The 12,831-nt window shown below is 68.7% G+C and carries 14 protein-coding genes and 1 riboswitch; of the genes, 8 read left to right on the top strand and 6 right to left on the bottom strand.

Going from position 1 to position 12,831, the window contains the following annotated elements:
• Positions 1–35: 35 nt before the first annotated feature.
• Positions 36–329, top strand: a complete 294-nt coding sequence (locus ACVOKU_RS11395) for a DUF3247 family protein (protein ID WP_197600640.1) — start codon at positions 36–38, stop codon at positions 327–329.
• Positions 330–402: 73 nt separating this feature from the next.
• On the opposite strand, the gene ACVOKU_RS11390 is transcribed toward ACVOKU_RS11395, so the two are convergent.
• Positions 403–666, bottom strand: a complete 264-nt coding sequence (locus ACVOKU_RS11390; RefSeq protein ID WP_053518254.1) for a hypothetical protein — start codon at positions 664–666, stop codon at positions 403–405.
• A 159-nt stretch (positions 667–825) separates the two neighbouring features.
• Between ACVOKU_RS11390 and ACVOKU_RS11385 the strand changes: the two genes are divergently transcribed.
• From ACVOKU_RS11385 to ACVOKU_RS11375, 3 genes are read left to right on the top strand one after another with little or no spacing between them, the layout of a single operon-like run.
• The gene (locus tag ACVOKU_RS11385) at positions 826–1,890 is read left to right on the top strand and encodes a class I SAM-dependent methyltransferase (protein ID WP_481559965.1); all 1,065 of its coding nucleotides are present in this window, start codon (positions 826–828) and stop codon (positions 1,888–1,890) included.
• Entirely contained in the window at positions 1,887–2,588 is a 702-nt protein-coding gene (locus ACVOKU_RS11380; protein WP_481559964.1) for a pseudouridine synthase, read from the top strand. The genes ACVOKU_RS11385 and ACVOKU_RS11380 overlap by 4 nt, the downstream gene beginning before the upstream one ends.
• On the top strand, positions 2,585–3,274 hold the full coding sequence (locus tag ACVOKU_RS11375; protein ID WP_481559963.1) for an HAD family hydrolase: 690 nt from the start codon (positions 2,585–2,587) through the stop codon (positions 3,272–3,274). Before ACVOKU_RS11380 ends, ACVOKU_RS11375 begins: the two co-directional genes overlap by 4 nt.
• Before the next feature lie 223 nt (positions 3,275–3,497).
• On the opposite strand, the gene fabB is transcribed toward ACVOKU_RS11375, so the two are convergent.
• A complete protein-coding gene (gene fabB / locus ACVOKU_RS11370) occupies positions 3,498–4,706 on the bottom strand; it encodes a beta-ketoacyl-ACP synthase I (protein ID WP_164150991.1) in 1,209 nt (402 codons plus the stop codon).
• On the bottom strand, positions 4,706–5,221 hold the full coding sequence (gene fabA, locus ACVOKU_RS11365) for a 3-hydroxyacyl-[acyl-carrier-protein] dehydratase FabA (RefSeq protein ID WP_053518264.1): 516 nt from the start codon (positions 5,219–5,221) through the stop codon (positions 4,706–4,708). The genes fabB and fabA overlap by 1 nt, the downstream gene beginning before the upstream one ends.
• A 190-nt stretch (positions 5,222–5,411) precedes the next feature.
• On the opposite strand from fabA, the gene dinB reads away from it, so the two are divergent.
• Entirely contained in the window at positions 5,412–6,506 is a 1,095-nt protein-coding gene (dinB, locus tag ACVOKU_RS11360) for a DNA polymerase IV (protein ID WP_065182525.1), read from the top strand.
• Between the two features lie 13 nt (positions 6,507–6,519).
• Here dinB and ACVOKU_RS11355 read toward each other — a convergent pair whose 3' ends face one another.
• Positions 6,520–7,431, bottom strand: coding sequence for an MBL fold metallo-hydrolase (locus ACVOKU_RS11355; protein WP_481559962.1), 912 nt, complete (start codon positions 7,429–7,431; stop codon positions 6,520–6,522).
• 47 nt (positions 7,432–7,478) lie between these two features.
• A complete protein-coding gene (locus tag ACVOKU_RS11350; RefSeq protein WP_481559961.1) occupies positions 7,479–8,117 on the bottom strand; it encodes an NAD(P)-dependent oxidoreductase in 639 nt (212 codons plus the stop codon).
• A 109-nt stretch (positions 8,118–8,226) separates the two neighbouring features.
• On the opposite strand from ACVOKU_RS11350, the gene ACVOKU_RS11345 reads away from it, so the two are divergent.
• Together ACVOKU_RS11345 and gph are read left to right on the top strand one after the other, a co-directional pair.
• Positions 8,227–9,156, top strand: coding sequence for a LysR family transcriptional regulator (locus ACVOKU_RS11345; protein ID WP_481559960.1), 930 nt, complete (start codon positions 8,227–8,229; stop codon positions 9,154–9,156).
• A 62-nt stretch (positions 9,157–9,218) separates the two neighbouring features.
• Positions 9,219–9,887: a phosphoglycolate phosphatase gene (gene gph, locus ACVOKU_RS11340; RefSeq protein ID WP_197600646.1), complete on the top strand. Its 669-nt coding sequence runs from the start codon at positions 9,219–9,221 to the stop codon at positions 9,885–9,887.
• Positions 9,888–9,914: 27 nt separating this feature from the next.
• Here the strand turns inward: gph and btuB are convergent, their stop codons facing one another.
• Positions 9,915–11,756: a TonB-dependent vitamin B12 receptor gene (btuB, locus tag ACVOKU_RS11335; protein ID WP_481559959.1), complete on the bottom strand. Its 1,842-nt coding sequence runs from the start codon at positions 11,754–11,756 to the stop codon at positions 9,915–9,917.
• A gap of 116 nt (positions 11,757–11,872) precedes the next feature.
• Positions 11,873–12,095, bottom strand: a riboswitch (cobalamin riboswitch).
• 152 nt (positions 12,096–12,247) lie between these two features.
• Here btuB and ACVOKU_RS11330 point away from each other — a divergent pair.
• Entirely contained in the window at positions 12,248–12,826 is a 579-nt protein-coding gene (locus ACVOKU_RS11330) for a histidine phosphatase family protein (RefSeq protein ID WP_481559958.1), read from the top strand.
• Positions 12,827–12,831: the final 5 nt, after the last annotated feature.

Below are 12,831 nucleotides of genomic sequence, written 5' to 3'. Positions count from 1 at the left end.
GCGGATCGGCGACCCTGCACGCAGGAGGTTCACCGATGTCCCGCATTGCTCCACGCATCCATACCGACCCGGCCCAGATCGCGCGCCTGGAATCCCTGCTGCCGCAGCTCGGTGGCGAAACGCAGGTCGAACTGACCCTGCTCGATGGCCGTCGCCTGCTGGGCACGGTCGCCGTGCGCCCAACGGTGCAGCAGTACCGCAACGACGCCGGCGACGAAGGCAGCAACGGCCAGCTGCGCCTGGACGACTACGACACGCCGGTGCAGCAGCATCATGTCTGGCTGGACGAGATCGCCAGCATCCGCCAGCTGCCACCCCGAACGACGTGATGCGGGATGGGGCCGGGCTCACGCCCGGCTGCGGTCCGCACGCCCGGGCCCGGGCTCGGGCGCGACAGGCACGTCAGTGCTCGAACACCGTCGGCGTTGCTTCGAACCGGCGGGCATAGGCGCGCTCCTCCGCCACCCGCGCCACCTCGTCGTCGGCCAGGTCCGGCGCGCCGTATACCGCGTATGCCACGCTGCCATCGGCGCCGTGGCCGACCTGGTGCAGCCGGTAGCGTGAATGTCCACCGCCGGTGTCCTCGGGGTAGTGCACGGGAGGATGGCTGCCTTCCAGGTCCATTTCGCTGTTGTCGACCACGCCACCGACGAACAAGGCACGCATGCGGATTCTCCTGCTGGAAGTCTCGGGGGACCTCTACCCTGAAGGGTTCGATGTTGCTGGGGCATCAATGCCCCGTTGAAGTTTCGCAAAGTGGCCTGCCGGGCCGGACCGCGCGAGCCGGTACAATGGACGGCCCTCACGCTTCAAGTAACCGCGCCGATGGCCGCCAGCGACGACGCCCCCCTGCAGACCCTGTTCCTGCCGTTCTCCCAGGGCGCGCTGCGCTGGCCCGACGGGCCGGTTGCGTTCCTGCGTGCCCGCGACGGCTGGCCACTGCGTGAGCAGGCCGGCGGGCGCGAGGTGCACTGCGAGCAGAGTTTTGCGCCGTTCGCGCAGCCGCTGCAGCAGGCCGCCGGCTGGACCGTCAGCGGCCAGCTTGACGATGTCGCGGGCCGGGGCCGCTACCCGCTGGTGCTGGTGCTGCCGCCGCGCCAGCGCGAGGAGGCCCGAGCGCTGTTCGCCCGTGCCCTGGCACTGGCCGCTGAAGGGGGCCGCATCGTCGCCTGCCAGTCCAACAACGAGGGCGCGCGCTCCGGCGAAGGTGACCTCAAGCAGCTGGCTGGCCTCGGCGGCAGCCTGACCAAGAACCATTGCCGGGTGTACTGGACCGCGCCACTGCAGGGTCAGCACGATGCCGACCTGGCCAAGCGCTGGAGCGCGCTGGATGCGGTGCGCCCGATCGTGGGTGGCCGCTTCCTCAGCCGCCCGGGCGTGTTCGCCTGGGACCGCATCGACCCGGCTTCGGCGCTGCTGGCCGAGCACCTTCCGGCCGATCTGGCCGGGCGCGCGGCCGACCTCGGGGCCGGCTATGGCTACCTGTCGCGCGAGCTGCTGGAGCGTTGCCCGAAGATCACCGCGCTGGATCTGTACGAAGCCGAGCAGCGGGCCCTGGCACTGGCCGAGCTGAATCTTGCACCACCGCCGCGCCCGCTGCCGCTGCGCTTCCTGTGGCGGGATGTCACCGCCGGCATCGAGCCGGGGTACGACGTCATCATCAGCAATCCGCCGTTCCATACCCCGTCGCGCGCGGACCGGCCGGATATCGGCCAGCGCTTCATCGCCGTGGCGGCGCAGGCGCTGCGTCCGGGCGGTCGCCTGTATGTGGTGGCCAACCGTCACCTGCCGTACGAACACACGCTCAACGACAGCTTCGGCGCGGTGCGCGTGGTCGCCGAGCGTGACGGGTTCAAGCTGGTCGAAGCGGTGAAGGGGAAGGCCCGGTGAAGCTGGTCAAGCACATCGCCAACCTGGGCTATGGCAGCCGCAAGCAGGTGCAGTGGATGTTCCGCGAAGGCCGTATCACCGATGCCGACGGCGAGGTGCTGTATGCCGACGACCGGGTGCCGCACGAGGCCGTGCGGGTCGATGGCGAGCCGCTGGATCCGCCGCCGGGGCTGTCGATCGCGCTGCACAAGCCGGCCGGCTACACCTGCTCGACCAAGGACACCGGCCGCCTGATCTACGATCTGCTGCCGCCGCGTTTCCGCGACCGCGACCCGGTGCTGTCCACGGTCGGCCGGCTGGACCGCGACACCAGCGGCCTGCTGCTGCTGACCGACGATGGTGGCCTGCTGCACCGGATCATCTCGCCGAAGTCGAAACTGCCCAAGATCTACGAGGTGGAGCTGGCGCAAGACCTTCGTGGCGACGAAGTGGGCCTGTTCGCCAGCGGCACGCTGATGCTGGAGTCGGAGAAGACCGCCCTGCTGCCGGCTGAACTGGAGGTGCTGGGTCCACGCAAGGCGCGCCTGGTACTGCATGAAGGCCGCTACCATCAGGTGCGTCGCATGTTCGCCGCTACCGGCAACCATGTGCAGGCACTGCACCGCAGCCGCGTCGGTGGCCTGGACCTGGAGGGGCTGGCCGAGGGGCAATGGCGGCTGCTGACCTCCACCGACCTGGATACGCTGTTCGCTCCATGACTGTCATCGCTGCGCTGCCGTTTCTTCCCGACGCCGTCATCTTCGACATGGACGGCCTGATGATCGACAGCGAGCGGGTGTCCATCGCCTGCTGGAGTGAGGCTGCCGAAGCGTTCGGCCTGCCGCTGGATGCATCCTTCTTCGTGCGCATGGTCGGCCTTGGCGACCGCGACAGCCAAGCGCTGCTGCGCCAGCAGGGCGTGGAGGACAGCGTGATCGAGGCGATGGCGCGACGCTGCCATGATCTGTATGAGCAACGCACGCAGACCGGCCTGCCTCTGCGGCCGGGCATCCTGGAGCTGCTGGAACTGCTGAAGGCGCATGCGATTCCGCGTGCGGTAGCGACCACCACGCGTCAGCCACGGGCCAACCGCAAGCTGGGCGCTGCCGGTCTGCTGCCGTACTTCGATGCAGTGATCACCAGTGGCGACGTGGCGCGGCCGAAGCCGGCGCCGGACATCTACCTGCTGGCCGCACAGCGGCTGGGGCAGGCGCCGGAGCGCTGCCTGGCGCTGGAGGACTCACCTGCGGGGACCCGTGCGGCGCTGGCCGCAGGGATGACCGTGATCCAGGTGCCGGACCTGGTGCATCCCGATGAAGAACTGCGCGCGCTCGGCCATCGCATCGTCGGCTCGCTGCGCGACGCGCACGCCCTGCTGCTGCCGCTGCTGCCGCGCCCGGCGTAGGCGCGCGCTGCCTTTGCGCCGGGCATGGCCCGGCGCTACCGGAATCGGCCATTGCATCGTCGGCTCGCTGCGCGACGCGCACGCCCTGCTGCTGCCTTGGCGCCGGGGCAGGGCCCGCGCGACCGCCGGGGGCGCCGCCCCCCCACCCCGCGGCCTCGGAGCCCCCCCCTTGGTGGTCCGCGGGGCCCCCCCCCCCGCGACCGTGCAGGCCAATGGCGGGCGATCAGACCCGGCCGAACACCAGGGCCGCGTTGGTGCCGCCGAAGCCGAAGCTGTTGGACATCACCGTGTCCAGCACCTGTGCGCGGCTTTCGCGCAGGATCGGGAAGCCTTCCACCGCCGGGTCCAGCTCGCTGATGTTGGCCGAGCCGGCAACAAAGCCATCGCGCATCATCAGCAGGCAGTAGATGGCTTCGTGCACGCTGGCCGCGCCCAGCGAATGGCCGGACAGCGCCTTGGTCGAGGACAGTGGCGGCACGGCCTCGCCGAACACCTCGCGGATCGCGTTGAGTTCGGTGACATCGCCCAGCGGGGTTGAGGTACCGTGCGTGTTGAGGTAGTCCAGCGGGCGGTCCACGTTCTGCAGTGCCATCTTCATGCAGCGCACCGCGCCCTCGCCGGACGGTGCCACCATGTCCGCACCATCGGACGTCACGCCATAACCGATCAGCTCGGCATAAATGCGTGCGCCGCGCGCAACCGCATGATCGTAGTCTTCCAGCACCAGCATGCCGCCACCACCGGCGATGACGAAGCCGTCGCGGTCCTTGTCGTAGGGGCGCGACGCGTTGGCCGGGGTGTCGTTGAAACTGGTCGACAGCGCGCCCATCGCATCGAACATCACGCTCATCGACCAGTGCAGGTCTTCACCACCGCCGGCGAACATGATGTCCTGCGCGCCGTGCCGGATCATGTCCGCGGCGGCGCCGATGCAGTGCGCCGACGTCGCGCAGGCCGCCGACAGCGAGTAGCTCACGCCCTTGATCTGGAACGCGGTGGCCAGGCACGCCGACACGGTGGAGCACATCGTGCGCGGCACCATGTACGGGCCGACCTTGCGCACGCCACGTGCACGCAGCAGATCGACCGCGCCGATCTGCCACTCGCTGGAGCCGCCGCCGGAGCCGGCGATCAGGCCGGTGCGCAGGCCACTGACCTGCGCCTCGTCCAGCCCGGCATCGGCGATGGCATCGCGCATGGCGATGTAGGCGAACGCTGCTGCATCGCTCATGAAGCGCTTCTGCTTGCGGTCGATCAGGGCGTCCAGGTCGAGGTCGACACGACCGCCGATCTGGCTGCGCAGGCCCGCTTCGGCGTGGTCGGCCAATGCGGTGATGCCGGCACGCCCCTCGCGCAGTGCGGAAGAGACGGTATCCAGATCATTGCCGAGGCAGGACGTGATGCCCATGCCGGTGATGACGACACGACGCATCAGAAGCTCCCGGTTTCAGTGAACAGGCCCACGCGCAGGTCGCGAGCGTTGTAGATCTCGCGATCGTCCACATACATGCGGGCGTCGGACTGGGCCATCACCAGCTTGCGGTTGATGACGCGCGTGATGTCGATCTCGTAGCGCACGCGCTTGGCGTCCGGCAGTACCTGGCCGGTGAACTTGACCTCGCCGCAGCCCAGGGCGCGGCCCTTGCCGGGAGCACCCAGCCAGGTCAGGTAGAAGCCGGTCAGCTGCCACATCGCATCCAGGCCCAGGCAGCCGGGCATCACCGGGTCGCCGATGAAGTGGCAGCCGAAGAACCACAGGTCCGGGCGGATATCCAGTTCGGCGCGTACCATGCCCTTGCCATGCGGGCCGCCGTCCTCGCGGATGTCGGTGATGCGGTCGAACATCAGCATCGGGTCGTTGGGCAGACGGCCGGCGGCGGCGCCGAACAGTTCACCGCGTGCGCTGGCCAGCAGCTGGTCGCGGTTGAACGCGTGGAGACGAGTCATGAAACGCAATCCTGGAAGCGACGAACAGGGATACAAGTGCTCGAGAATGCCCTTGGAAGCGCTGCCGATCAAACATTTCAACCGTACGCAACCGTAGTGTTTTCAATGGAATACGCGCATCCTGTTGATGTGCAACGACCATACCTCGGCGTGTGGCCCACCCACGCCGAACCCGCCCCGTACACCTGACATGACCCGACTGCGCAAGATCATCCACGTCGACATGGACGCCTTCTACGCGTCGGTGGAGCAGCGCGACGATCCCTCACTGCGCGGCAAGCCGGTGGTGGTAGCGTGGCGCGGTGCGCGCTCGGTGGTATGCGCGGCGTCCTACGAAGCGCGCGTGTTCGGCGTGCGTTCGGCGATGCCGGCGATGCGTGCCGAGCGCCTGTGCCCGGACGCGATCTTCGTGCCGCCGGACTTCGCGCGTTACAAGGCCGTGTCGCGCCAGGTGCGCGAGATTTTCCTGCGCCATACCGACCTGGTCGAGCCGCTGTCGCTGGATGAGGCCTATCTGGACGTGACCGAGCCGAAAAGTGGCATCGAGCTGGCAACCGAGATCGCACGCACGATCCGCGCACAGATCCGCGACGAGACCCAGCTGACCGCTTCAGCGGGCATCGCGCCGAACAAGTTCCTGGCCAAGATCGCCTCGGACTGGCGCAAGCCCGACGGCCAGTTCGTGATTCCACCGCAACGGGTGGACGCGTTCCTGGCGCCGCTGCCGGTCAGCCGCGTGCCCGGCGTGGGCAAGGTGATGGAAGGCAAACTGACGGCGCGCGGCATCATCACCTGCGGTGACCTGCGGCAATGGGCGCTGGCGGACCTGGAGGACGCGTTCGGCAGCTTCGGCCGCAGCCTCTACAACCGTGCACGCGGCGTCGATGAACGGCCGGTGGAGCCGGACCAGCCGGTGCAGTCGATTTCTTCCGAGGACACCTTTGCCGAGGACCTGCTGCTTGAAGACCTGGGCGAGGCGATCGTGCAGCTGGCAGAGAAGACCTGGAATGCCACGCGCCGGACGGAACGCGTGGGCCACACCGTGGTGCTGAAGCTGAAGACGGCGCAGTTCCGCATTCTCACCCGCAGCTTCACCCCGGATCGCCCGCCGGAATCGATGGAGGAGCTGCGCGATGCCGCGCTGGCGCTGCGCGCGCGCGTGGACCTGCCGGCCGACACGCGCTATCGCCTGGTGGGCGTCGGCCTGGGCGGTTTCCGCGACAAGGAACCGGTGGTGCAGGGGGAGCTGTTCGAGCAGGCGTCGAACGATCCGCAGCGCCCCTGACCGCGGTCCTGCCTCACGGCCACTGCATTTCGCCCTTGGCCACCTTCGCGCTCAGCTGCAGCGACTCCACGCCCTCCAGCCGCGGGTAACGCGCCTGCATCGCCTTCACCAGCGCCTGGCTGTCCTTCGCTTTGGCCGCTTCCGCATCGAATGCACGGATGTACCCGGCGGTGAAGCGCAACGCGCTGGCATCCAGCGCCGCCCCTTGCGCGTAATGGCCCGGTACCACCACCTGCGGCTTCAGTGACTGCAGTCGCTGCAGGGTCTGCAGCCAGTCGGCATGCGACTTCGGGGTCTGCGTGTCGGCCATCCACACATGCTCGCCGGCGACCACCGGGATGCCACCGACGATCGCGCGCAGTGAAGGCACCCACAGCACACTGCGGTCCGGCGTGGGGCCGTCGAGTCCGATCAAGGGCAGGCGCTGCCCTTCCAGCAGCAGCGCGTCGCCCTCCAGCACCTGCGGCACAACGATGCGCGCCGGTGCGTCGGCCCCCATCTTCGGGCCCCAGTAGGCACGCTTGCCGGCGTGGGTCTGCTGGATGTGGGCCACGGTCTGCGCCGTGGCGACGATGCGCGCATGCGGGAAGGCGTCCTGCAGCGTGGCCAGGCCGAAGTAGTAATCCGGATCGCCATGGCTGATGTAGATCGTGGTCAGCTGCTTGCCGCTGGCACGGACCAGCTCGACCAGCCTGCGCGCGTCGCTGGCCGCGAACTGCGCGTCGACCAGGATCGCATCGTGGCGGCCTTCGATCAGCACCGATGACACGGAGAACATCGCCTGCGGGCCAGGATGGAAGTACTGCAGGTGCAACTGTGATTTCGCCGCGGTGGCCGGCGCCGGGGAAGCCGGCGCGGCCAGCAGCGGGGCGCTGGCGAAGCTGGTGACCAGTGCAAGCGGAAGCAGCAGGGCAACGGAACGCATGCGGAACTCCTTGTGCAGCGCCGGGCCATGCCCGGCATGTAGGTCGATCAGTACGCCGCAGTGATGATCTGCTTCGGGTAGGCATGCGCCTCCAGCTCCGCCACGAAGGCAGCGCCATAGTCGGCGTAGCTGATGCGGCTGTGGCCGCTGGCGTCGGCGAGGAAGGCCTTGGCCTGCACGCGGTACTGGCCACGCTCTTGGCCCGGTCCGATTTCCGCGGCCGGCGAGAAGAAGGTCCAGTCGAGGTCGTCTACCGCCTGCAGGCGCTTGAGTGCTTCGCGGTGGGCCAGCGCATAGGGCTTGTACGCCTCCGGGAAATCCGGTGTATCGACCAGCTGGACACCCGGTGCCACTTCCAGGCTGCCGGCACCGCCGACCACGACCAGGCGCGGCACCCCGGCCTTGCGTGCCGCGGCTGCCAGCTGTCCGGCCACTTCCCCGACCCGGCTGATGTCATCGCCCGGGCGTGGCCCGTAGGCGCTGGCCAGCACGTCGTGGCCGGCGATGGCGGCGGCCAGCGCGTCGGGATCATCCAGCGCGGCGATCACCGGATGGGCACCGGCCAGCTCCGCCGGCAGGTCCTGCGTGCTGCGCACGATCACGGTCAATGCGTGGCCGGCGGCCAGCGCGTGGCGCGCGATCTGGCGGCCGATGTTGCCGGTGGCACCGACGAGGGCGATTTTCATGGCGAACTCCGTAAGCAAGGGGAGGGAAAGACGACGGGGCCACTGTAGAACGCTGCAATTGTCCGAAAAACAGCGTATAACGCGCTTGTTTGTTGCATGGAGCGAGCAGATGGATCGACTGACCGCCATGACCGTGTTCATCGAGGTGGCCGAGCGCGGCAGCCTCACGGCCGCCGCTGAGGTGCTGGACATGTCGCGGGCGATGGTCACCCGTTACCTCGCCGAGGTGGAGGCGTGGCTGGGGGCGCGCCTGCTGCACCGGACCACGCGCCGGGTCAGCCTGACCGGCCCGGGGGAGGCGGCGCTGGCGCGCTTCCGGCAGATGCTGGAGATCGGCGAGGCGCTGCAGGGCGAACTGGCCAGCGACGATCCCGAGCCGCATGGCACGCTGCGGGTGACCGCCAGTGTCTCGTTCGGGCAGAGCCATCTGGCGCGCGCCGTCGCCGACTTCGTCAAGCGTCATCCGGCGGCGCGCATCGAACTGCTGCTGGTCGATCGCACGGTGAATCTGGTCGAGGAGCGGGTGGATCTGGCGGTACGCATCGCCCGGCAGATCGACCCCAGCCTGATCGCGCGACGTCTGGCCACATGCCGCTCGGTGCTGTGCGCCACGCCCGGTTACCTGGAGGTGCGCGGCACGCCGACCGCCCCGGAACATCTGGCCGCACACAACTGCCTGACCCATCACTACGTGGGCAAGAGCCTGTGGCACCTGCACCGCGACGGACGTTCGCAGTCGGTGGCGGTGGGCGGCAACATCAGCGCCAACGAAGCGTCATTGCTGCTCGAAGCCGTTCGCGCCAGCGCCGGCATTGCGATGCTGCCCACCTACCAGGTGGCGCCGTTGCTGCGCAGTGGCGAGCTGGTGGAACTGCTGCCGGCGTATACCCTGGACGAGCTGGGCATTCATGCGGTGTACGCATCGCGTCGCCAGCAGACGGCGATCATGCGGCGGTTCCTCGACTTCCTGGGCGAGTGCTTCGCCAGCCCGGCCTTCCAGGATCTGGACTGGCGACCGGCGCGTGTGGAACCTGCATGACATCCCGGTGCCATGCGCACACGGCATACAATGAGCGGCCCCACGTCGTACAGGTGCGTTGCGTGTCGTATCCCTATCCGCTGGTCGTGTTCGACCTCGATGGCACGCTGGTCGACAGCGCCGCCGATATCGCCGAAGCCCTGAACCGCACGCTGGAGGACATCGGCCTGGCCCGTGTGCCGGAAGCCACCGTGCTGGGCTGGATTGGCGACGGTGTCCGCCGGTTGGTCGAGCAGGCCGTGCATGCCGCAGGGCGGCAGGTCGATCTGGCCGAGGTCATGCCGGTGTTCATGGTGCATTACCGTGAGTGCCTGCTGCGCAGCCCACGCCTGTTCGACGGTGTGGCCGAAGCACTGGCGCAGCTGCGGGAACGTGCTGTGCCGCTGGCCATCTGCACCAACAAGCCTGCAGCGCTGGTGCCGCCGCTGCTGCAGCATCTGGGCATCGGCGATGCGTTCGCGCTGGTGCTGGGCGGCGATTCGCTGCCACAGCGCAAGCCCAGCGGTGAACCACTGCGGCACATCGCGGCACACTTCGGCGTGCCGGTGAATGCATGCCTGATGGTGGGTGATTCGTTGACCGACTACCGCGCGGCGGAAGACGCGGGAATGCCGATCGCGCTGGTGCGCTACGGCTACCCGCGTGGCCTGGACCTGGCCACCGCAGCTGCGGTGGCGGTGATCGACGATCTGCGCGAACTGCCGGGCCTGGCCGCGCGCATCCCGGTATAGCGCCGGGCCTGCGCCCGGCGCGCCTGCTCATTTCGGCTGGTAGCGCACGCTCAGCTGATACTCGCGGCCCGGCTGGTTGAACCACGCCACGGTCTCGTACCTGCGGTCGAACACATTGGTTGCCCGGGCCAGCAGCGACCACGATGGCGTGAGCGCGTACTCGGCGCGCAGATCCAATGTGCCATAGCCGCCGACCTTCACCGTGTTGGCGGCATCGTCATAGCGCTTGCCCGCACCCTGTACGGTCAGGCCGGCACGGAATGCGCCGAAGCGGCGATCCACATCCAGCCGTGCCGTCTGCTGTGCACGGCGCGGCAGCCAGTTGTCGAACTGGCTGCTGCCGTTCGTGCGGTTGCGCGGATCGGTGTAGCTCACCTGTGCAGCGATGTCGAAACCGGCCAGCACGACGCCGCCGGTCAGTTCGGCACCACGGATGCGCGCCTTCTCCACCTGCTGCATCCTGAAGGTGGCTGCATCGTAGGTGATCAGGTCATCGATGCGGGTCTCGTACACATCCAGGCCCCAGCGCCAGCCCTGGCCCTGCTGCGAAATGCCCAGGTTGGCGCTCTTCGACTTCTCAGGATCCAGCGTCGGCACGCCGCTCCACGGGTCATACAGGTCGCTGAAGGTGGGCGCCTTGAAGGCCGTGCCGTAGCTGGCGTTGATGCGCAGGCCGTGATCCAGCTCCATCGCCCAGCCGATGCTGCCGGTGGCATGGTTGCCGAACTGCTGGTTGTCGTCGTTGCGCGCGCTGGCCTGCAGCTGGTGCCGGCCGAAGCGCCCCTGGTACTGCACGAACACACCGGTGTTGCGACGGCTGTCGACACGATAGCCGGCACTGCTGCCGTCCAGGTTGTCCTCACTCCAGTCCACACCGGCACTCAGCAGCTGGCCTTCTGCCACGCCGAAGTCGCCCTGCAGCGACGCGCTGTCACGATGCGTCTGCGCGCTGCCATGCACGCCGTCCGCGCCGACGTTGTCCGATTCGTTGTCACTGCGACCGACGTTGGCGGTCAGCACCAGCCGTTCGGCCGGCGTGTAGCGGACCTTGCCGGACAGTACCTGCTGGCGCGTCTCGGAGTAGTTGTAGTAGCCGTCGTAGTGGTTCTGGCCGTCGGCGCGCAGCGCGCTGCTCTCCACCGTCCACTGCTCGTTGAAGTTGTAGCCGCCGCGCAGGCTCTTGGAGAGGTTGCGGTAGCCGTCGCGGTCGGGTTCGTCGGCGAAGCAGCCGGTGAACAGCGTGGCCGAGCCCCGGCAGGCATCGATGCCATCGGAATGCTGGTAGGCGATGTCGGCGCCGAACCAGCCGCGTTCGCTGCTGCCACCGATGCCGCCGCTGGCCTCACGCAGGCCATTGCTGCCACCGCCCAACTGCAGATGTGGCGCGAAGTCGCCCTGGTTGCGGCGGGTGAAGATCTGGATCACACCGCCGATGGCGTCGGCGCCATACAGGCTGGACTGCGGGCCGCGCACGATCTCCACGCGTTCGATCTGCGCCAGCGGCAGGTCCTGGATCATCGCCAGGCCGAGATCGGCGCTGTTGATGCGCACGCCGTCGACCAGCACCACCGTGTGGCCGGAGTTGGTGCCGCGCAGGAACAGCGAGCTCTGCTTGCCCAGGCCGCCGGCGTTGGTGAGGTTGATGCCGGCGCGGCCACGCAGCAGGTCCTGCAGCGAAGTGGCCTGGCTGGACTCGATCTGCGTCCGGTCGATCACCTGCGCAGGCGCGATGCTGTCCTGCAGGGCGATGGGGGTGCGGGTGGCCGTGACCAGGATGGGATCGAGCGCGCGGGCGCCATCATCGGCCTGGGCCAACGCGGGCAGGGCGGCCAACACGGCCAGGGAAAGCAATCGGGACTGCAGCTTCATCGGGGGACTCCAGGTGCCACGCACGCCCGCGTGGCGAAGGGGAGGAGCCGCGGAGGCAGGCAAGCGCCGATGCCGCAGGCAGTGCTGCGGACATCCAGCGCCATGCCCACCGCATCGCGACCTGAGGCTTCCGGGCCGGTCTCCGGGCTTGCCGCCAGGCGGCGCGAGGCCACCGTCCAGGCGCCTTCCCATGCTGTTGGCACAGTGGCGGTATTGCCTGGAACTGACGTGCTTACCGTTGCGGGGGCAGCGCCGGCATGGCGTGGGTTCACGCGTCACCGGCTTCCCGTTTCAACCTGCCGGCCATGGCCGCAGGTCACCTGGAAGTGCGCGCAGTCTACGGCATCGGCATGCCCGGTGCGGCGCATATGCGGCAATGTCTGTGGAGCTGATGATCCCCAGCCACTAGAATTGCTGCTTGATCCCGTGGTGCCGTTGCCGATGTCCGCCCGTTTTCCGCTGTCCCCGCGTTGCCTGCACAGGACGCATGCATGATCCTCGACCTGGTCCGCCACGCCGGCAACGGTCGCGACGAGTACCTCGATGGCCGCAGCGATCCGCCGCAGCTGGCCCGCCTGCCACAGGAACTGGTGGAGGCCTACGCCACGCAGCCCTGGGAGCGGGTGATCAGCTCGCCCCGCCTGCGGTCACTGCACACAGCGATGGCGCTGGCCACCCCGCGCGGGCTGGACGTGGATGCGGACGAGGAGTGGGAAGAACTCGACTTCGGCGACTGGGACGGGCAGGCGCTGTTCGACCTGCCGGAGCAGGCGCTGGCGGCATTCCATGCCGATCCGCATGCGTATCCGCCGCCCAACGGCGAAAGCTGGGGGCACTTCGAGCGGCGCATCGCGCGTGCGCTCGACCGCCTGCTCGACGATGACGACCCGCCGCCGACCGTCGTGGTCAGCCACGGGGGCCCGCTGCGCATGGTGCTGTCACAGGTCTGCGGCCTGCCGATGTCGCTGTGCTGGGCGCTGCGCATCGACCACGGCACGCGCCTGCGGGTCAGGCTGGAGCGTGGCGAGGCAGGCCTGGTGGGCGAGCTGCTGGAGCTGCAGCAGCCCTGATCCGG

The organism is Stenotrophomonas sp. STEN147 (assembly GCF_056757995.1).
The sequence above is the reverse complement of the archived record's forward strand: the minus strand, read 5'-3'. Positions and strand labels throughout refer to the sequence as shown.